This is a genomic window from Bartonella sp. AA86SXKL, assembly GCF_042196885.1.
The window spans coordinates 22580-41522 of the sequence record NZ_JBHIRE010000014.1 but is presented as its reverse complement, the minus strand read 5'-3'; the positions used below and the strand labels follow the sequence as shown (position 1 = coordinate 41522).

Genomic DNA, 18943 nt, shown 5'->3' with positions numbered 1-18943 from the left:
GCTTCAAAAAGATGAGGGATAGAGGCAAAAAAACTCAATAGAATCAAGATTCACCTATTCCCTTATATTAGACATAAATATTTTATTTTACTTGCTTTTTATTTGCCTAATGAATACACTAACAACTTCATAACATTGGTAAAATTATCCGGCGGGCTATTATTAAAAGAATCAGAAAGTTTTTTGTAAAATTCTTTCCACAAACATTTATTTTCAATAAAGCCACCTAATTCATCAGCCTTAACTTTAGCAAAGATATAACCAAAGTCTTCTAAAGCTTTAATGCAATAAAGAGTGAGATTATAAAATACATGCGTTTCATTTATTAAAGCAAATTCTTTTCTTTAAAAAGGTTATAGCCTTCTATCTAACAGCGTTTTTGCTGTAAAATTCAAATTATCAATCTGCTCAACTAAAGAACTTTCATTGTTTAGCTTTTGTGCTTTTTTCAAAGAGATGTGGGCTTTCAAGAATAAGCTTTTCTCGTGCTTTTTGTAACTGTTTAATGACTTCATCAATCTTTGATGGAGAACAAAAAGATTCTTGGCTATTCAACAAATGCAGCCTCTCCTTTCCCTCATACAAACATTGCATCTGAGACTGAAGTATTCTAACTTCTTGAAAAAAAAGACGTCCTGTTTCCTTAAAACCATTATTAAGTGCAAAAAGTTGATCGGAAATGGATAGCAGAATTTGTTTTAAAAAACGCTCATTTTCTTGGCGTTTACGATATTCTAAAATAAGAGCATGGCTTATCTCATCTAACTGTTTTTTTGTAGAATCAATTTGACGCAATAAATTTGGTTTTTCCCCCATATCACCTTTTCTCACCTTCACAAGCATAGCATGAATGTCTAATAACTTAATTGCGGAATGAGATAAATAATCAACAACTGTAGGCGTATTAACATAGCGTTTCCGTGCAATCATCACAAACTCACCTAATGACTGTTTTTTACATTCATCCCGCCATTTATTTTTCATTTTACAAGACCATTCTAAAGAAAGTGCTAAAAAATATTACCTCCAATACATTATTCGATGGAGCCTCTTCTCTCTTTTCACGATCAACGTGGAATCCGTGGAGAGAGAAAACGTACAGGTGTATAAAGGATAAGATGTGTTGTTTTTTCCAACACACTACTACCATCAGCAAGAAGGGCTTGACTAGGTGACAATTCTGTACCTTGCATAATTGTGGAAGCCAAAGAACCTTCTCGAGAAAGAGCCATCAATGTTGGCGAAGATGCAAAGACATTGTGTGCCCCCCCATCCACATGAGAGAAATCAAGAACAGCTATTCCATTTTTACGCAACATTTCAATATCTGAGCCATCGCCCACACGATGATGTCCACCCGTAAGACGTCCTGAAACCGCAAGAGCTTTATCCGCTCTGGATACTAAAATAGCGGTTGGCTGCGGGAGTTTTTTTATATCATTAAGTTGGCGCTCAAATACATCAACATCAATATCTGGTGCAGCCATTAATAAACTTGTAATACGACGAATAGGCCTATATTTTCCCTGTAACGCTAACGTTCTAAATGCTTCCATTATAACAAAATTGCCCATAGAATGTGCAATAACCGAAATTTGATCAGCATTGGTTTCACTAATAAGTGTTAAAAGCTCTATCAATCCGTCACGGGCAAAATTAGCACTGTCACGATCATAAATATAAAGAGGAACTGATCCGGCCGAAGGCCAAGAATAATGCACAGCGACAACATTTAAAGAATAATCGTGTGTAAACTGTGCTGTACGAAATGTACCATCTGCAAAATTATTATTATACCCATGGATAAAAAGAAAAATTTCTCTTTTTCCTTTTGGCTTTTTTGCTAAAGCAGCATTTAATCGCTGTTTAAACTGTTCTTTATTATCGTATTTTTGCAATGCTACTGCTGCAAAATACTTATCATGCGTAGGTTTATAGGCATTTATTTCAACAACTCCCTTTACATGTTGCTGAGGAATTCCTACGTCAACACGATTATAATGAACTTTATTTGATCGCTCTGCACCATAAGGTTGAGCGTAATTATTTTGCATCATACGACTCGTTGCAACATACACTGGAACGATGGCTTTTGGAGAAACTGGTTTCCCTTCAACTTCCCTTTCTACGGCAGTCATAGAAGGTGTTGCATGCACCCCATGCCAAAGTACAGCACGTGAATCACTACACGCTGATAATAAAGAAATACAAATAAGAAGTGTTAAATATCTCAGAATCATTATACTTCTCACTGCAACTTCACCCCACCTTATAAAAATATAACATTTCAAATGCATAGATAAAGTAATAAAAACGAAACATTATTGGCAACACACCAACAAATAACATACAAAAAAGATTTTTCTATAATGCCTATAAATCCCCTCTCTCTAACATAACTTCATCTCATTATGGAGAGACTCACTGCTAACTGGTGCGGTCGAGAAGACTCGAACTTCCACGGGTTGCCCCACAGCGACCTCAACGCTGCGCGTCTACCAATTCCGCCACGACCGCACGTGGAAAGAAAAAATCTCGGTTTTTAGCCTTTAACAAATCATAAAGAAAGGTACAAGCCAATTTTCTTTTTCTCATAATTTATTTTATCCGGATGCTTTATAACTTAATAAAGATTACGAGAAATATGGGCTTTACTATGACCTTTGAACCATCATCATAAAATGTGCTTGTGCCGCTTGATCTTTTTCATAATAACCATGAAAGTTTTTTGTAATTGTTGTAGAGCCCTGTTTTTGGATTCCTCTCATAGCCATACACATGTGCTCAGCCTCAATCAATACTGCTACACCATGAGGCTTCAGATACGTTTTTAACGCGTGAGCCACTTGCGCTGTCATAGCTTCTTGAGTTTGTAAACGACGAGAAAAAATATCTACAACACGTACAATTTTTGAAAGACCAACAATTTTTGCATTAGGAAGATATGCTATATGTGCTTTCCCAATAATTGGGATCATGTGATGCTCACAGTGTGAATAAAAAGGTATATTCTTTACGATTACGGCTTCATTGTATCCTGAAACCTCTTCAAAAACTGTACCTAAGGTTTCTTTAACCGATTGACTATAACCATTAAAAAGCTCGCGATATGCCTTGGCTATACGTTTTGGAGTATCTAAAAGCCCTTCTCTATTTGGATTTTCCCCTATCCATAAGAGTAATGTACGAATCGCCTCTTCCACCTCTTCAATACTCGGACGCTTTTCTTCAGATAAATTTGTGTCTTCTTTAACAACATTACGCATTCAAAAACTCCAAGCTTACTCTATACAAAGCATTTGCTCCATACCTATCTCATTTTGTATAATCTCTATATAAGCGAATTAAAAGTTTAAACAATCACGACTCTCAAAATTTCAGGCAATAGCGCATGATTGATAATATCTATAATGATAAAATACTTAAATATGCTGCACATATAGGCAAAATTGGGCGTCTTAATAATCCTGATGCAACATCAAGAAAACATGCACACCTTTGTGGTTCGACAATCACTGTAGATTTAAAAGTGGAAAATGGTATTATTACCGATTTTGCTCACGAAATACATGTATGTGTGCTAGGGCAAGCTTCAGCTTCACTTTTAGCATCTCATATCATCGGACAAACAACTCAAGATCTTAAAATATTGCGTGAAGTTATCTACCAAATGCTAACGCAAAATGGTCCTTCTCCTCAAGCTCCATTTGAGGATTTTTCTTGCTTACAGCCCATTAAAGACTATAAAGTGCGCCATGCAGCAACACTACTACCCTTTGATGCAACGATAGACTGCATTCAAAAAATTGAAGAAAAATAAATGTTCAAATCACAATCTAGACAAAAAAAGTTGACTCGGAATTACACAGGCACTTGGCAAAAAACGCCCGGACGATTATTGGGTGTTTTCTTAATACGTTTCTATCAAATAACACTTTCGAGCCTTATAGGTAATCAGTGCCGCCATGCCCCGACTTGTTCAGAATATACATATGAAGCGATTGCACGCCATGGGCTTTGGGCTGGTGCATGGATGGGACTCTTTCGTATCATGCGTTGTGGACCCTTTGGAACAGATGGCTTTGATCCAGTCCCTCCATCGCTTGGAAATTCTTGCTGTTTTTATAAACCTTGGTGTTACTGGAAAATTTCTGACAAACACAACAAATAATCCTTTTCTTTTTTCACATGTATTGATAAAAAAATTAGTCTATAAGCTTTTTACTCAATTTTCACGAAACCATCCGCAATCGTTAGCGGAATTGGATTAAAAGGGTGTTTTTATGTCTTGCTCTATTTCTCTTTTTTTTCCCGATGGTTCAAAACGTAATTACCCCGCCGAAATGACAGGCTTGGAATTAGCAGAATCTATTTCTAAATCACTTGCAAAAAAAGCAGTCGCCTATAGTCTTGATGGTATCACGCGAGACTTATCGGATCCATTGGGACAATCTGGTCAAGTAGAGATTATTACCCGAGAAGATTCACGCGCTCTTGAGCTCATAAGGCATGATTGCGCCCATGTCCTTGCTGAAGCAGTGCAAGAGCTCTTTCCTGAAACGCAAGTAACAATAGGTCCTGTCATTGAGAATGGATTCTATTATGATTTTGCACGCCAACAACCTTTTACATTAGATGATCTCACCGTCATTGAACAGAAAATGCGTGAAATTATCCAACGCAATAAACCTTTTAGAAAAGAAATTTGGTCTCGTGAAAAAGCAAGAAAAGTTTTTTCTGAGAAAAAAGAATTTTATAAAGTTGAACTTATTGATAGCATTCCTGAAAATCAAGATTTAAAAGTTTATTATCAAGGGGAGTGGTTTGATCTTTGTCGCGGACCGCACATGCAATCTACAGGGCAAATTGGGAATGCTTTCAAATTAATGAAAGTTGCAGGAGCTTATTGGCGTGGCGATGCCAATAATCCAATGCTCACGAGAATTTATGGAACAGCATTTGCAAATGAAAATGACTTAAAAGCCTACCTCCATATGCTAGAAGAAGCTGAAAAACGTGATCATCGCCGCTTGGGACGTGAAATGGACTTATTTCACTTTCAAGAAGAAGGGCCAGGAATGATTTTTTGGCACAAAAAAGGTTGGAAAATGTTCCAAAATTTGATCAGCTATATGCGTAGACGCCTTGATGATCATCAATATGCTGAAGTTAATGCACCACAAGTTCTCGATAGGTCACTCTGGGAAATATCTGGCCATTGGGGTTGGTATAAGGAGAATATGTTCAAAGTAATTTCAGCAGCAGAAGATTCAGATCATGGGAATGTTTATGCCCTTAAACCAATGAATTGCCCTGGTCATGTGCAAATTTTTAAACATGGTTTAAAATCTTATCGTGATTTGCCTATTAGACTTGCTGAATTTGGACTTGTTCATCGTTATGAGCCTTCAGGCTCTTTACATGGTCTTATGCGTGTGCGTGGTTTTACACAAGATGATGCGCATATTTTTTGTACTGATGAACAATTAGCCGATGAATGTCTCAGTATTAATGATCTTATTTTATCAACTTATGCTGATTTTGGTTTTAAAGAAATTAGTCTTAAGCTTTCAACACGTCCAGAAAAACGAGTTGGATCTGATGCATTATGGGATCATGCAGAAAGTATCATGGAATCTGTCCTTAAAACGATTGAAACAAAATTTGCAGGACAAATCAAAACAAGCATCCTTCCAGGTGAAGGAGCATTTTATGGTCCAAAATTTGAATATACATTAAAGGATGCTATCGGTCGTGAATGGCAATGTGGAACAACACAAATAGACTTTAATCTCCCTGAACGTTTTGGTGCATTCTATATTGATAAAGATTCAGAAAAACGTCAACCTGTTATGATCCACCGTGCTATTTTGGGATCAATGGAGCGTTTTCTTGGTATATTAATCGAAAATTTTGCTGGACATATGCCACTTTGGCTTGCTCCTGAACAAATTGTTGTTGTAACAATTACATCCGAAGCAAATGAATATGCCCAAAAAATAACAGCAAAACTTAAAGCTGTTGGGCTTTCCGCAACAATAGATCTCCGCAATGAAAAAATTAACTATAAAATACGAGAACATTCTTTACAAAAAGTCCCCGTAATTTTGGTATGTGGCAAACGTGAAGCTGAAACAAACAGCGTAAATATACGCCGCTTAGGAAGTACAAATCAAACCCTTTTATCTGTAGAAGATGTGATTAAACAACTCTCAAATGAAGCAACACCTCCAGATTTGCAACGTGTCATAAATGCATAATATCACAGAAGATGGTAATACGTTAATTTTTTACTATAAATCTTCAGTTTTTGTACAAAATGAAATAATTTGATATTGTAGTGTGTTTTTGTTTCATGCACAATGACCTATCATCAGAAAGAGTAACGTGCTCTCTCTCTACAAGGTGGATTGGTGAAAAAGTTGAATGTAAGCTATGAGCTGTTTAAATGCAAAAATCATAGACAATTGAATATTAATAATAACATTAATCTTTTACCTTTATAATGAAAAGATTCTGCTACTATCATGGATAGATCATTACAATAATTATAGCAACATCAAGCAAGAAAACTGAAAACAAGATTATATTTATTAATAAAAAATATGTAAAATTAGCTGAACAATGATATTTCTTATTCGTAAGATAAGCCCTTATAAAAAAGGACAAGATATTGATTTATAATGATAATATATCGTTATTCATATTAAATAAGGTTTCGAATATCATAGGCTTCTCTTATTTTTAATATGTTTATGTTGAATCTATCAAAATCATTTGCTTGCACGAAACAAGCGGAATGAGTGTATGGATAAAAATTATTGAGAAAGGACTTTTAAAATGCCTACAATGAGCCGCCTAAAGTGCTAAGGATTGTTGCAGTCATTGAGAACAGGCTATAACTATAATGATGATGCCGACTTGAACCTTCATAAGTATAAAAATAGCGGTACTCAACGAGTTTACCATTAATCATTCACGAGGCATTATGGTAAAATAAGATTAAGAAGCCTTAAGAAACATCTCTTTAAAACAAGCACATGAATTGGTAAGCTAATGGCATTCTACATCCCGCAATCTACACTGATGAGATATTGCCTTAATTTTTATAAAGCCAAATCAAAAAATGGCAAAACTCAGCGTTTATTCTTTCTCTTCTTCATGTTTTACCAAATGAAAAACTCTTATAAAAAACTCGTTAAATATACACATACGATATATGACTACTCGTTGAACGTATAAAATTCTGGGCACATCCATAAAACATCTAAATATCTACGAAACACATATAAAACAAAAAAATATTATTATCGTGCTCTATCAAGAACACGCTTACATTCAATGAGTTCAAACAGAATTTCTTGTAACAATGCTTTATCAGTTTTATCTTTGTAAAGATTCACAGAACCGACAGATGTTTCTCCTTCACTCCTCATGAAACTCAAAAGCCCAAAAGAAGATTTCTTAGGCTTATTGCTAGCATTTTCAGAAGTTTGTCCTGCATGTTTCTTCTCTATGACCACATTCATAGCATCAAGATCACCATTACCCAATGCAGTTACAAAAGCAACACCATTTTCTTTCAAAAGGCGTTGCACACCTTTTATCGTATAACCTTGATCATATAGTAACTGCTTAATACCATTGAGCAAATCAACATCGACCGGACGATAATAGCGCCTTCCTCCCCCACGTTTCATTGGTTTAATCTGCCTAAAACGTGTTTCCCAAAATCTTAAGACATGCTGCGGAAGCTCCAATAACTCCGCTACTTCGCTAATTGTGCGAAAAGCATCAGAGCTTTTATCCATTTTGTAACACCTTATTTAAAACAAAATAAATTACTTTACAATGACTCATTCTGTCTCAATTTCTCAACAAGATTAGTCAAAAATAAGACCATCATTGACACCTTCCTCACCAGTCTTTTTCTAAAAAACAAAGACCCTTATTTTATACATTTCTTTAACAAATACCAAACATACCATGGCATTTATTTATGAGATATCATTTTTTCTGTTTTGCACGATACGAATCTAAAATTCTCTGTTTAAGAACATTGGCAGCCTTAAACGTCACAACACGTCGCGGCGGAATAGGTGCTTCAACACCTGTTTTTGGATTGCGTCCAACACGTTCATTTTTACTGCGAACCTGAAAAGTTGCAAAAGAAGATAATTTAACCGCTTCACCTCTTACAAGTGAGTTGCAAATCTCATCCAAAACCAATTCGACTAAAGCTGCTGATTCAGTATGTGACAAGCCCACTCTTTTACAAACTACGCTCGCTAAATCTGCACGCGTTACTGTCTTACTTGTCATTATAACCACCTATTAAAATATTAAAAATTACAAAATGACTTATACGTTTTCTTGAAATATGGTCAAGTAGCCATAATTTACCAACGAATAAGAATTGCTCCCCATGTAAATCCACCTCCCATGGCTTCTAACATGATAAGATCTCCTTCTTTTATTTTTCCATCGCAAACAGCTGTTGTTAAAGCCAACGGAACTGATGCAGCAGACGTATTACCATGTTGATCAACGGTAATCACAACTTTATCTAGTGAAATTCCTAGCTTTTTAGCAGATGCTTCAATAATGCGCTTATTAGCCTGATGAGGTACAAACCAATCTAGTTGTGAAGAATCCATACCTGCAGCTGCAAAACAATCATCAACCACATCCGTTATCATACCAACAGCATATTTAAAAACTTCTCGTCCTTCCATACGCAAATAGCCTGTCGTTTGTGTTGTTGAAGGTCCACCATCAACATATAGCTTATCTATATAAGCACCATTAGAGCGCAATTTCGCAGACAATATACCACGCTCAAAAGCAATATCCCCCTCAGTTTCTTGTGCTTCCAAAATAACAGCACCCGCACCATCACCAAACAAAACACATGTCGTACGATCTTCCCAATCTAAAATTCGAGAAAATGTATCGGATCCAATAACTAAAATTCTTTTAGCTCCCCCACACCGTAAATAAGAATCTCCTGTTGTTAAAGCAAAAATAAAACCAGAGCAAACAGCTTGAATATCAAAAGCAAATCCATGGCTCATTCCCAAAGCATGCTGAATTTCAACAGCAGAAGCAGGAAAAGTACGATTCGGGGTAGACGTTGCTAAAATAATACAATCGATGTCTTTTATTGTTAAACCAGCATTTGTAAGTGCTGCTTGCGCAGCCTCAACTCCTAAAGAAACAGTTGTTTCATTTTCACTGGCAATATAACGTTGGCGTATTCCTGTACGCTGAACAATCCATGAATCTGACGTTTCAACAAACTTTGCAATCTCATCATTTGATAAACTTCTTTTCGGCAAAGCACTTCCTACACCACGTATAATTGACCGAATCATTCAGCTCTTACCTTTTCTTCAAATTTTTCATTTCTATTATAAGAGCTTATCATAAGGACTCTCCATTCATCACCGCTTCATCTTCTTGGTCAAAAAGTGTTTCTTTATTTTCATGAAATCGCCGTAAATCAGCCGTTATTTTTTGTAAAAGTCCATTATTAACCATTTTATAACCAACGCGGATAGCAGAAGCAAAGCCATTAGCATTAGCACTGCCATGACTTTTTATAACAACACCATTCAAACCTAAAAGCACTCCTCCATTCACCCTATCAGGATCCATTTTATGTTTCAGTATACGAAAAGCACCCCGTGATAAAAAATAACCAAGAGATGTTAAAAAAGAACTGCGCATTGCAGAGTTTAAAATCTCTCCTATCTGTCGCGCGGTTCCTTCTGCGGTTTTTAAAGCAATATTACCAGAAAACCCCTCTGTCACAACAACATCGACTGTTCCTTTTCCAATGTCATTGCCCTCAACAAATCCTTTATATTCCAATCCTTCTAATTGCACTTCACGCAATATCATTCCTGCTTTTTTTATTTCATAAAGTCCTTTAACCTCTTCCACCCCCACATTTAAAAGCCCAACACTTGGTCTTTCAGTGTGATATAAAGCGCGAAACATACCTGCTCCCATAACCGCCAAATCAACCAACTGACTAGCAGAGGCACCAATTGTTGCTCCAATATCTAAAACAATACTCTCACTGCGCAGTGTTGGCCAGATACCCGCAATACCAGGACGTTCAGCCTCTGCAAGCATTTTCAAACAAAAATAAGACATGGCCATGAGTGCACCCGTATTACCAGCAGAAATGCAAGCATCAGCTTCACCATTTTTTACCGCTTCAATGGCGTACCACATTGATGATTTACCACGTCCATTACGAAGTGCTTGGCTTGGCTTTTCATCCATGCGTGTATAACTTTCTGTAGGGCAAAAGCGCGATACAGAATCCAAACAGGGATATTTTTTTAAAACCGGACGAACAGCCTCCTCTACTCCATAAAATAGAAAATAAATATTTGATAAATATTTTTGTACAATTGCTGCTCCTGCAATAGCTGCTTCTGGACCGTAATCACCGCCCATGACATCCACAGAAATTCTAATCACGCTTGCATATCCCACATCTTTTCATTTACATCTTTAAATACATATTATGATTTTTGGCTCCTGAATACTCACACAGCACATCTTGCGAAAATCGCTTCGCAGAAAATACCGTTTAGCATACAATAGATATTTTTTGTATGTTTTTACAATCACTTCCAATTTTTCAAAACAGAAAATGGAGAGAATTTTCGCTCTGCTTCTTCTAAATTTTCACCCATATTCATCTTTATCCCTTCTTTACGTGGATAATGATTAATAGACAACTCAAAAAACTCTTCCATGATTGCGCCAATATCAATTTTATCATCATAAAATACTTCAGGAGTATCAAGCCCCTCCACATCTAAAAACAATTCCCCTGTATCCTCTGATATTTTGGGCTTCATCAAATTTGAATCTTCAGGAACAAAAACAACCTCAATATTTTCACAAAGGATATTTTCTAATGGTTCTAATGTAACAACACATAACTGTAGTATACGCGCTTGCAACAGACCTTTTATACGCACTCCGCGTTTTTTCCACGGGAAAATATGGAATTTTCCCTCACAAGATTTTACTTCAATTAAATCATGGTTCTGGGCTAAATGTGTACATTCTTTTTTGTTTGCACAAAAATGAACCCTTATACCTTTAGCAGGTAGAGAACGTACAGATATTGGATAAGCCAAAGCAAATGTCATTTGAGGAACATTTTGAACATTCATTGACAACTCCCAAACATAAAAACGCGTAAAGCACTATGTTTTTATTTATCTCAAGTATTTATGCATTTTTTTCTTTTCTAAAGAAATTCTATATGGCATAATTTGCTTTATAACAGGGAAACTCAGTGTAAGCTACGGTAGATTAAGTTAAAATTAGAAAAAACTTGAGGTTGCCTTCTTGTCCTACATCTCAGTATAAAAAGGAGATACTATTGTTTCAAATGCCTCACATAATAGCCTTAATCAAACGTAAATTATTGATTGGTCTATCAATAGCAAGCATAGGAATGCTTTCTGGGTGTAGCCTTCTTGATTCTTCAGGTTCGAGCCAAATTTATAGAGAAGGCTATGTTCTTGATAAAAATGCTCTAAGTTCTATCTCTATTGGCTCAAGTCAAGAGCAAGTTCTTTTAACTTTAGGGACCCCCTCATTAAAAACAAAATATGATAATGAAGTTTTTTATTACATCTCACAGACACGTTATCGTGGGATGCAGTTTATGAAAACAAAGATTATTGATCGCAAAGTTTTAGCCATTTACTTCAATAAAAATAATCAGGTTGCAAAAGTTGCAAATTACGGATTACAAGACGGTCAAGTGTTTGATTTTATTACACAAACAACGCCAACTGTAACAAAAGAACATCCTTTCTTAATTCAAATTATAAAAGGCCCTGCGAATTTGCCACCCCATAACTGAATTATATAGTCTGCATACCGTTTCAATATTATAGGTCTGATAATATCAGATCTATAATAGGGGGATTTGTAACTCTTAGAGGCGAACTTTTTTTGCCATACTGTCAAGAACTGCATTAACAAGTTTTGGCTCATCACCTTCAAAAAACGCCTTTGCTATGTCAACATACTCATTCATGACAACCGCAACGGGAACATCTTTACGGTTGATCAACTCCCATAAACCTGCTCGTAAAATTGCTCGCAATATAGAATCAAGACGTGAAAGAGACCACTCTGCAGAAAGCTGTTGATGAAGCAGAGGATCAAGCTGCTTTTGATCTTTTACAACACCCGTTATAATAGCCAAAAACCATTGAAAATCAGCTTCAAGATATTGGTCTCCATCAATATCTTTTCCCAAACGATAAGCCTCATACTCAGCTGCCGTTTCCATCACCCCCGAACCCACGATATCCATTTGATAGAGTGCTTGAACTGCAGCGAGTCTTGCTGCTCCACGTTTATTGGCTGAACGCGGAAAATGTCTGCTTTTTATATCAGCCATATTTAACGATTATCTCCAAATCTCTTTTTTAGAGCGATCATACATAAAGCAGCTTCAGCCGCAAAACCACCTTTATTTTTGTCATCTAATTTTGCACGCACCCATGCTTGTTCTTCGTTTTCAACAGTCAAAATACCATTTCCAATAGCCAAGTGCTGATGAACAGTTAAATCCATCAATGCACGACAAGAATCATTAGCAACAATTTCAAAGTGATATGTTTCACCTCGAATAACACAACCAAGAGCAACATAACCATCATACGATATCTTGTTTTGTTCAGCAAAAGCTATTGCACTTGGTATTTCTAATGCTCCAGGAACCGTTACAACATCATAACTTGCTTCAGCTTTTTGCAAAGTATTCACTGCACCTCTCAAAAGTGCATCAGAAATCCCCTCATAAAAACGTGCCTCAACAATCAATACGTGAGGCTTTTTACCTATCTCTTTCATCATAATGGAATTCCACAAAAAACGAATCAAAAAAATCAAAGTTATAAAGCATAAAATTCTGAAAACGATCAATAGAGTGTTGGCTTATTCATCTTCTCTTTTTAAAGCAAAAAGTTTTGCAGCATAACGAGCAAGTTGATCAATTTCCAAATTGACCCGATCTCCAATTTTAGCTTGTCCCCACGTTGTCATTTCAAGTGTATGGCGAATAATAAGAACATCAAAAACACAATCCTCAACACCATTAACAGTCAAAGATGTCCCATTAAGTGCAATAGATCCCTTATTAACAATGAAAGGCATAAATTGTCTTGAAACTTTTAAATAAAAACGAATTGCATCCCCTTCATTTTTTTGATCAATGATTTCAGCCAAACCATCAATATGACCAGAAACTAAATGTCCTCCCATTTCATCACCCAATCGAAGCGAACGTTCCAAATTAACAAAAGTTCCTTTTATCCATTGTGCAAGATTCGTTAAACGTAATGTTTCTTCCCACGCCTCAACAACAAACCAATTGGTATCTTCTTGCTTTAATCCTCGCTCTACAATTGTCAGACAAATTCCTGAACAAGCAATTGACGCGCCAATTGCTAAGCTTTCTATAGCATAGCGGGTAGAAATCTTTAAACGCATCCCCTGCTTTAAAGGTTGAACATCTTCAACACAACCAATATCCGTTATAATTCCTGTGAACATAATGTCTTACGTCTCCACTTATAAAAACGGTCATTTCCAAACATTCTTGTCTCAATCTCATGAAACTGCGAGAGATAATTTCCAAAATGAGGGGCTTCAATACGATTTTTGCCTAAAACAATAGGGGTATGAAAACATATCAAATGATCAACACAACCAGCATTCAAAAATTTTTCCCCTGTCTTGACGCCCCCTTCCAATAAAACACTATTAATCCCATGTTTATAAAGCATCTGTAAAAGAGCAAAGGGTTCTACACAACCATTGTTCATCTCGACCGAATAAACAGACACACCATATTGCTCCAATGCATTTTTTTTGCTTTTCTTTGAAAGATCCACATCACAAATAACCCATGTAGGAATTTTTATGGCTGTTTGGACAACTTTTGCATCAAGGGGGATAGATAAATCTGCATCCAAAATAATACGAATTGGTGAGCGCATTTCCATCCCTGGCAAGCGGCAATTGAGTTGTGGATCATCTGCTAATATAGTACCAATACCAACGAGGATAGCATTATTTTGAGCACGTAGAATATGCGTATGAGCATGAGAAAGTGTTCCACTAATTTTTACGCTGCCCTTCTCTCTTTTTCCAACACCATTATCGGCAGAAATTGCCATTTTAAAAGTGACCGCACAGCGTTGTATCTTCCTTATGCACCAATGCGTCCATAAGGATTCAAAAGCCTCTTCAGCTAAAATGCCCTCAACCACTTCAATACCCGCTGCTCGTAAAAGAGCAATACCATGACCATCAACACGCTTGTCACAATCAGTCAGCGCAACAACAACTCGAGAAACACCTGAATCAATAAGCGCATTCACACACGGCGAAGTTTTTCCATAATGCGCACAAGGTTCTAAAGTAACATAAGCAGTCGCTCCTTGAGCCAAAGAACCTGCCATGTGTAAAGCTTGCACTTCCGCATGAGGACTCCCATGAATAGCTGTTACGCCATAGCCAACAATAAAAGCCCCCACAGCACCATTATCGTTTCGCACAATTAACGTACCAACGGAAGGATTCTCACCTGTAAGACCGACATGACGTTCTGCTAAACGAATAGCTGCAGCCATAAACCGTTCATCTTGCACTTTTTTATTCATCAAAACGAGATTCTGTATCCGCGATACCCTTTGACAATTCATCTATAACATCGTGAAAATCGCTTGCATTACGAAAATCTCGATACACAGAAGCAAAACGAATATAAGCAATATCATCAATTCTTTTCAATGCTTCCATCACAAGATGCCCAATTTTTTCTGAAGCAATCTCTGGTTCTCCCAAACTTTCAAGCTGGCGTACAATGCCAGAAATTGCTCGTTCAATATGATCAGGATCAATATTGCGCTTACGTACAGCCACATCAACTGATCGCATTAACTTATCACGATCGAAGAGTTCACATCGTCCACTTTTTTTAGCAACCAAGAGCTCACGCAACTGAACACGTTCAAAAGTTGTAAAACGACCACCACAAACGGAACACACACGGCGGCGGCGAATCACTGCCCCCTCTTCTGCTGGACGTGAGTCTTTGACCTGTGTATCCTCATATTGGCAGTAAGGACAGCGCATCCTTTGTATCCTTAACGAGTGGTAAGATAAGAGTAAAGAGGAAATTGATTCGTTATATCTTTTACCTTTTTCTCAACAGCCATTTCAACGACATGATTATCTTCATCACTTTTTGCACTCCGAAGACCATCAAGAACTTCTGAAATCAGATGACCAACTTGAATAAACTCTTTTTCTAAAAAACCACGCGTCGTGGCAGCAGGTGATCCCAAACGAATTCCTGATGTTATAGATGGCGTTTCAGAATCAAAAGGAATGCCATTTTTATTGCAGGTAATATGAGCGCGTCCCAAAGCCAATTCAGCACGTTTACCTGTTAGATTTTTGGAACGTAAATCAACCAACAACAAATGATTATCTGTACCACCAGAAACAATATTAAAACCATTACCCTGTAATGTTTTTGCTAAAGTTTTCGCATTAGCGACAACATTAGCACTATAACTCTTGAAAGAGGGACGCAAAGCCTCCTCAAACGCAACAGCCTTTGCGGCAATCACATGCATTAAAGGACCACCTTGAAGACCAGGAAAAATTGCAGAATTAATTTTTCTGGATAAAGCCTCATCATTTGTCAATATTAAACCACCACGTGGACCTCGAAGCGATTTATGTGTTGTTGTTGTTACAATATGCGCATGTGGAACAGGTGAAGGATGCACGCCACCAGCAACAAGACCAGCAATATGAGACATATCAACGAGTAAATGAGCACCGATTTCATCTGCAATTTCACGGAATCTTTCCCAATCCCATAGCCGTGGATAAGATGAGCCCCCTGCTATAATAAGTTTTGGCTTACGTTCTTTTGCAAGCTGCTCAACCTCATCCATATCAATAATCTGATCTTCTTGACGCACACCATAGGAAACAACATCAAACCATTTTCCTGACATATTAACAGGTGAACCATGCGTAAGGTGACCACCAGCATTTAAATCCAACCCCATAAATGTATCACCAGGCTGAAGTAAAGCTAAAAAGACAGCTTGATTCATTTGGCTACCAGAATTAGGCTGTACATTCGCAAACGCAGCACCGAAAAGCTGTTTTGCCCTTTCAATAGCTAAATCTTCAACGACATCAACAAATTGACACCCACCATAGTAGCGCTTTCTTGGATAACCTTCTGCATACTTATTGGTTAAAACAGACCCCTGCGCTTCAAGGACCGCTCTTGAAACAATATTCTCTGAAGCAATCAGCTCAATTTCATGTTGTTGACGCTCAAACTCCCCTCTAATTGCGTCAAAAATTGCACCATCAACAGTTTGTAAATTATCATTAAAAAAGCGCTTTTGTGCGTCATTTTCTTGCTGAGTCATAAAACACATTCCTAACATAAAAAAATAAAGTCAAGGAACGATAACACAGCAAACCATGCAAACCAAACATTTTAAACTACTTACACTCAAAAATAATGAGGTAAATATTTATCTTAGTTCTTTGTTATAAAAACAACGAAAAACTTCCCTCTCGAGAATGGTAAAAAATGAGATTACATTTCTTTTTTTACACTCTTATTTGTTTACACCTTTTACAAAAGGTATCTATAATCTAAAGAAATTCAATAATTTAATGATTAAAAATAATTTATAATGTGAAAAGCTGAATATAATAGGCAAAGTTAATACGAAGGCAAATAAGAATGCTAACCAAAGTTTTTATTGATGGTGAACATGGCACAACCGGACTACAAATACAAAAACGCTTAGAAAGGCGTACAGATTTAAAACTACTCTCTCTTGCTCATAAAGATCGCCATAATGTTCATCTGCGACAAGACTATCTTAATCAAGCCGATATTGCTATTTTGTGTCTTCCAGATGATACTGCACGCGAAACAGTTCATTGGCTTAAAAAAAATAAAAACATTAGGATTATTGATAGCTCGACAGCCCACCGTGTTGCACCAGACTGGGTTTACGGTTTTCCTGAAATGACAGCAGGACAAAGAAAGCGCATCCAAGCAGCACATTATATAACCAATCCCGGATGCTATCCTACCGGTGCCATTAGTTTGATTCGCCCACTCCGTGAAGCAGGACTGCTAGACGCCGATTATCCCATCTCGATTAATGCAATCTCCGGCTATACCGGTGGTGGAAAACAGTTGATTTTACAAATGGAAAATCAATCTCAACAAAATATTCAGGACAATTATTTTATCTATGGTCTTAATCTTGAACACAAACATGTGCCAGAAATTAAAATCTATGGACAAATCAATCAAACCCCAGTTTTTATACCAAGTGTGAGTCGTTTTCCCCAAGGAATGATTGTGAATCTTCCTCTGCATCGCCATTTATTCACAAAATCAGCAAACTGTTCTGATTTGCGCGAAATTCTCGCAAACCATTACGAAGGACAAAATACCATTTTAGTCGCATCACAAGAAGAAACTGTTTCACTTGAAAGACTTAATCCAGAGTATTTAGCCAATAAAGATGGTATGAAACTGTTCGTATTTGGAAATGATCGTGAAGGTATTTTCAATCTCAGCGCCCTATTCGATAATTTAGGAAAAGGCGCATCAGCTGCAGCTATCCAAAACCTCGATTTAATGCTTTCAGGCAACTAAACCTCCCTACTCACAAACTTTTATTCAACAACGGGATAAGCCCCTTTTGTTGCTCGCCAATGCGCAACAACAAAACACAACACGACTAATGCCATACTTTGATGAATGAGCCCCAAACTTATCGGAACCTCATGTAACAGTGTCAAAATACCTAAAAGTGCTTGGATAATAATCATACCACAGATAAGAAATGCACGACGAGAGTGGGTTGAACGGGGAACATTTTTTTGTACATAGAAAGCATGAATAGCCGAGGCAATCAATAAAAAATAAGCAAAAAATCTATGAATAAACTGAACCGTTAAGGGATTTTCGAATAAATTGAGCCAAACAGGACGATGCTGTAACAATCCATCAGGAATAATCTGACCATCCATAAGGGGCCATGTATTATAGACTTTTCCTGCATGAAGCCCTGCAACCAAAGCACCCCAATAAATCTCTATCAAGACGAGAATAACAAGCCAAGCCGCAAAATATTGCACCTTTTGATTTGCTGGCTTTTCTGAATATTCTGCAAGCCCTCGAGATAAATAAGTAACAAAAACAATAACAAAACATGCCGTTATAAGATGAAATGCCAAACGATATTGGCTCACACTTGTTAAACTACTTTGCCCAATCCCTGAAGCAACCATCCACCAACCAATAAAGCCTTGAAAGGCGATAAGAATAGGTACAACAATAAGCGGGAGTAAGATATTTTTTTCAACACGCTTAGTCGCCCAAAACCAAATGAGCCCCAATAAAGCGACAAGACCAACAAGACGCCCAAGAACACGATGCGCCCATTCCCACCAAAAAATGACCTTAAAAGCACTTAAGGTCATATCAGGATTAAGCAGCTTATATTGTGCTATCTGTTGATATTTTAAAAATTCCTCTTGCCATTGATCCACACCAATCGGTGGAATAACGCCGTGTATTGGCTTCCATTCCGTTATAGATAATCCTGATCCCGTCAAACGAGTAGCGCCACCCACTAAGACAATTGCCAAACACAGCAATAAAATAGAGTAAAGCCACACCTGTATATGTTTTCTATTTTCCTTTTGCACAGGCGTTAAAATGCTATTGTTTAATCTCTTTACTACCATCTCTGATTGCCCCACGCTTCTCTCCAACTAAAATGCATTTTAAAATTTAAACATTAACTCTTTGTCTATTTTA

The 18943-nt window shown here is 37.1% G+C and carries 20 protein-coding genes and 1 tRNA gene; 5 read left to right on the top strand and 16 right to left on the bottom strand.

From position 1 onward, the window contains the following. Positions 1 to 423: 423 nt before the first annotated feature. From ACFIO5_RS07050 to folE, 4 genes are all read right to left on the bottom strand, one after another. Positions 424 to 930 (bottom strand): hypothetical protein, encoded by a 507-nt coding sequence (locus tag ACFIO5_RS07050; protein ID WP_015856440.1) that lies wholly within the window; start codon positions 928 to 930, stop codon positions 424 to 426. A gap of 137 nt (positions 931 to 1067) precedes the next feature. After that, complete coding sequence (locus ACFIO5_RS07045) at positions 1068 to 2240, bottom strand: alpha/beta hydrolase (protein WP_375618498.1); 1173 nt, start codon at positions 2238 to 2240, stop codon at positions 1068 to 1070. Positions 2241 to 2432: 192 nt separating this feature from the next. Then, positions 2433 to 2517, bottom strand: a tRNA-Leu gene (locus ACFIO5_RS07040). 137 nt (positions 2518 to 2654) lie between these two features. Further along, positions 2655 to 3266, bottom strand: coding sequence for a GTP cyclohydrolase I FolE (folE, locus tag ACFIO5_RS07035; protein ID WP_375633139.1), 612 nt, complete (start codon positions 3264 to 3266; stop codon positions 2655 to 2657). A 125-nt stretch (positions 3267 to 3391) separates the two neighbouring features. Between folE and ACFIO5_RS07030 the strand changes: the two genes are divergently transcribed. The 3 genes from ACFIO5_RS07030 to thrS all read left to right on the top strand — a co-directional run bounded on the left by ACFIO5_RS07030 (position 3392) and on the right by thrS (position 6260). Beyond that, the gene (locus ACFIO5_RS07030; protein WP_375634486.1) at positions 3392 to 3820 is read left to right on the top strand and encodes an iron-sulfur cluster assembly scaffold protein; all 429 of its coding nucleotides are present in this window, start codon (positions 3392 to 3394) and stop codon (positions 3818 to 3820) included. Beyond that, entirely contained in the window at positions 3821 to 4171 is a 351-nt protein-coding gene (gene yidD / locus ACFIO5_RS07025) for a membrane protein insertion efficiency factor YidD (RefSeq protein WP_375633141.1), read from the top strand. It abuts the gene before it with no gap. 112 nt (positions 4172 to 4283) lie between these two features. After that, positions 4284 to 6260: a threonine--tRNA ligase gene (thrS, locus tag ACFIO5_RS07020; protein ID WP_375636985.1), complete on the top strand. Its 1977-nt coding sequence runs from the start codon at positions 4284 to 4286 to the stop codon at positions 6258 to 6260. A gap of 1047 nt (positions 6261 to 7307) precedes the next feature. On the opposite strand, the gene ACFIO5_RS07015 is transcribed toward thrS, so the two are convergent. The 5 genes from ACFIO5_RS07015 to ACFIO5_RS06995 all read right to left on the bottom strand — a co-directional run bounded on the left by ACFIO5_RS07015 (position 7308) and on the right by ACFIO5_RS06995 (position 11201). Further along, positions 7308 to 7811 carry a MerR family transcriptional regulator gene (locus ACFIO5_RS07015; RefSeq protein WP_375633143.1) on the bottom strand — a complete coding sequence of 168 codons (504 nt, stop codon included), beginning with the start codon at positions 7809 to 7811 and terminating at the stop codon, positions 7308 to 7310. A 196-nt stretch (positions 7812 to 8007) separates the two neighbouring features. Continuing rightward, on the bottom strand, positions 8008 to 8322 hold the full coding sequence (locus ACFIO5_RS07010) for an integration host factor subunit alpha (RefSeq protein WP_375633144.1): 315 nt from the start codon (positions 8320 to 8322) through the stop codon (positions 8008 to 8010). 77 nt (positions 8323 to 8399) lie between these two features. Then, positions 8400 to 9374, bottom strand: coding sequence for a beta-ketoacyl-ACP synthase III (locus ACFIO5_RS07005; protein ID WP_375607115.1), 975 nt, complete (start codon positions 9372 to 9374; stop codon positions 8400 to 8402). 49 nt (positions 9375 to 9423) lie between these two features. Further along, positions 9424 to 10494, bottom strand: coding sequence for a phosphate acyltransferase PlsX (gene plsX, locus ACFIO5_RS07000; protein WP_375618503.1), 1071 nt, complete (start codon positions 10492 to 10494; stop codon positions 9424 to 9426). 149 nt (positions 10495 to 10643) lie between these two features. Then, positions 10644 to 11201 (bottom strand): YceD family protein, encoded by a 558-nt coding sequence (locus ACFIO5_RS06995; RefSeq protein WP_375618504.1) that lies wholly within the window; start codon positions 11199 to 11201, stop codon positions 10644 to 10646. 221 nt (positions 11202 to 11422) lie between these two features. Here ACFIO5_RS06995 and ACFIO5_RS06990 point away from each other — a divergent pair, with 221 nt between their 5' ends. After that, on the top strand, positions 11423 to 11902 hold the full coding sequence (locus tag ACFIO5_RS06990; protein ID WP_375618522.1) for an outer membrane protein assembly factor BamE: 480 nt from the start codon (positions 11423 to 11425) through the stop codon (positions 11900 to 11902). A gap of 75 nt (positions 11903 to 11977) precedes the next feature. On the opposite strand, the gene nusB is transcribed toward ACFIO5_RS06990, so the two are convergent. The 6 genes from nusB to glyA all read right to left on the bottom strand — a co-directional run bounded on the left by nusB (position 11978) and on the right by glyA (position 16517). Next, positions 11978 to 12448, bottom strand: a complete 471-nt coding sequence (nusB, locus tag ACFIO5_RS06985) for a transcription antitermination factor NusB (protein WP_015856452.1) — start codon at positions 12446 to 12448, stop codon at positions 11978 to 11980. A 2-nt stretch (positions 12449 to 12450) separates the two neighbouring features. After that, on the bottom strand, positions 12451 to 12906 hold the full coding sequence (locus ACFIO5_RS06980) for a 6,7-dimethyl-8-ribityllumazine synthase (protein ID WP_375611572.1): 456 nt from the start codon (positions 12904 to 12906) through the stop codon (positions 12451 to 12453). An 81-nt stretch (positions 12907 to 12987) separates the two neighbouring features. Further along, on the bottom strand, positions 12988 to 13605 hold the full coding sequence (locus ACFIO5_RS06975; protein WP_375633147.1) for a riboflavin synthase: 618 nt from the start codon (positions 13603 to 13605) through the stop codon (positions 12988 to 12990). Continuing rightward, the gene (ribD, locus tag ACFIO5_RS06970; protein ID WP_375633148.1) at positions 13587 to 14717 is read right to left on the bottom strand and encodes a bifunctional diaminohydroxyphosphoribosylaminopyrimidine deaminase/5-amino-6-(5-phosphoribosylamino)uracil reductase RibD; all 1131 of its coding nucleotides are present in this window, start codon (positions 14715 to 14717) and stop codon (positions 13587 to 13589) included. Before ribD ends, ACFIO5_RS06975 begins: the two co-directional genes overlap by 19 nt. Next, positions 14710 to 15192, bottom strand: coding sequence for a transcriptional regulator NrdR (gene nrdR / locus ACFIO5_RS06965; protein ID WP_375633149.1), 483 nt, complete (start codon positions 15190 to 15192; stop codon positions 14710 to 14712). Before nrdR ends, ribD begins: the two co-directional genes overlap by 8 nt. Positions 15193 to 15203: 11 nt before the next feature. After that, the gene (gene glyA, locus ACFIO5_RS06960) at positions 15204 to 16517 is read right to left on the bottom strand and encodes a serine hydroxymethyltransferase (protein ID WP_375634485.1); all 1314 of its coding nucleotides are present in this window, start codon (positions 16515 to 16517) and stop codon (positions 15204 to 15206) included. A gap of 323 nt (positions 16518 to 16840) precedes the next feature. On the opposite strand from glyA, the gene argC reads away from it, so the two are divergent. Next, positions 16841 to 17773 (top strand): N-acetyl-gamma-glutamyl-phosphate reductase, encoded by a 933-nt coding sequence (gene argC, locus ACFIO5_RS06955; RefSeq protein ID WP_375633151.1) that lies wholly within the window; start codon positions 16841 to 16843, stop codon positions 17771 to 17773. Positions 17774 to 17793: 20 nt separating this feature from the next. Here argC and ACFIO5_RS06950 read toward each other — a convergent pair whose 3' ends face one another. Continuing rightward, a complete protein-coding gene (locus ACFIO5_RS06950; RefSeq protein WP_375636981.1) occupies positions 17794 to 18870 on the bottom strand; it encodes a COX15/CtaA family protein in 1077 nt (358 codons plus the stop codon). Positions 18871 to 18943 lie beyond the last annotated feature (73 nt).

Bases quoted from the DNA above. Each gene is read 5' to 3' on its own strand.
- ACFIO5_RS07050 (WP_015856440.1), bottom strand. From the start codon at position 930: ATGATTGCACGGAAACGCTATGTTAATACGCCTACAGTTGTTGATTAT.
- ACFIO5_RS07045 (WP_375618498.1), bottom strand. From the start codon at position 2,240: ATGATTCTGAGATATTTAACACTTCTTATTTGTATTTCTTTATTATCA.
- folE (WP_375633139.1), bottom strand. From the start codon at position 3,266: ATGCGTAATGTTGTTAAAGAAGACACAAATTTATCTGAAGAAAAGCGT.
- ACFIO5_RS07030 (WP_375634486.1), top strand. From the start codon at position 3,392: ATGATTGATAATATCTATAATGATAAAATACTTAAATATGCTGCACAT.
- yidD (WP_375633141.1), top strand. From the start codon at position 3,821: ATGTTCAAATCACAATCTAGACAAAAAAAGTTGACTCGGAATTACACA.
- thrS (WP_375636985.1), top strand. From the start codon at position 4,284: ATGTCTTGCTCTATTTCTCTTTTTTTTCCCGATGGTTCAAAACGTAAT.
- ACFIO5_RS07015 (WP_375633143.1), bottom strand. From the start codon at position 7,811: ATGGATAAAAGCTCTGATGCTTTTCGCACAATTAGCGAAGTAGCGGAG.
- ACFIO5_RS07010 (WP_375633144.1), bottom strand. From the start codon at position 8,322: ATGACAAGTAAGACAGTAACGCGTGCAGATTTAGCGAGCGTAGTTTGT.
- ACFIO5_RS07005 (WP_375607115.1), bottom strand. From the start codon at position 9,374: ATGATTCGGTCAATTATACGTGGTGTAGGAAGTGCTTTGCCGAAAAGA.
- ACFIO5_RS06995 (WP_375618504.1), bottom strand. From the start codon at position 11,201: ATGAATGTTCAAAATGTTCCTCAAATGACATTTGCTTTGGCTTATCCA.
- ACFIO5_RS06990 (WP_375618522.1), top strand. From the start codon at position 11,423: ATGCCTCACATAATAGCCTTAATCAAACGTAAATTATTGATTGGTCTA.
- nusB (WP_015856452.1), bottom strand. From the start codon at position 12,448: ATGGCTGATATAAAAAGCAGACATTTTCCGCGTTCAGCCAATAAACGT.
- ACFIO5_RS06980 (WP_375611572.1), bottom strand. From the start codon at position 12,906: ATGATGAAAGAGATAGGTAAAAAGCCTCACGTATTGATTGTTGAGGCA.
- ACFIO5_RS06975 (WP_375633147.1), bottom strand. From the start codon at position 13,605: ATGTTCACAGGAATTATAACGGATATTGGTTGTGTTGAAGATGTTCAA.
- ribD (WP_375633148.1), bottom strand. From the start codon at position 14,717: ATGAATAAAAAAGTGCAAGATGAACGGTTTATGGCTGCAGCTATTCGT.
- nrdR (WP_375633149.1), bottom strand. From the start codon at position 15,192: ATGCGCTGTCCTTACTGCCAATATGAGGATACACAGGTCAAAGACTCA.
- glyA (WP_375634485.1), bottom strand. From the start codon at position 16,517: ATGACTCAGCAAGAAAATGACGCACAAAAGCGCTTTTTTAATGATAAT.
- argC (WP_375633151.1), top strand. From the start codon at position 16,841: ATGCTAACCAAAGTTTTTATTGATGGTGAACATGGCACAACCGGACTA.
- ACFIO5_RS06950 (WP_375636981.1), bottom strand. From the start codon at position 18,870: ATGGTAGTAAAGAGATTAAACAATAGCATTTTAACGCCTGTGCAAAAG.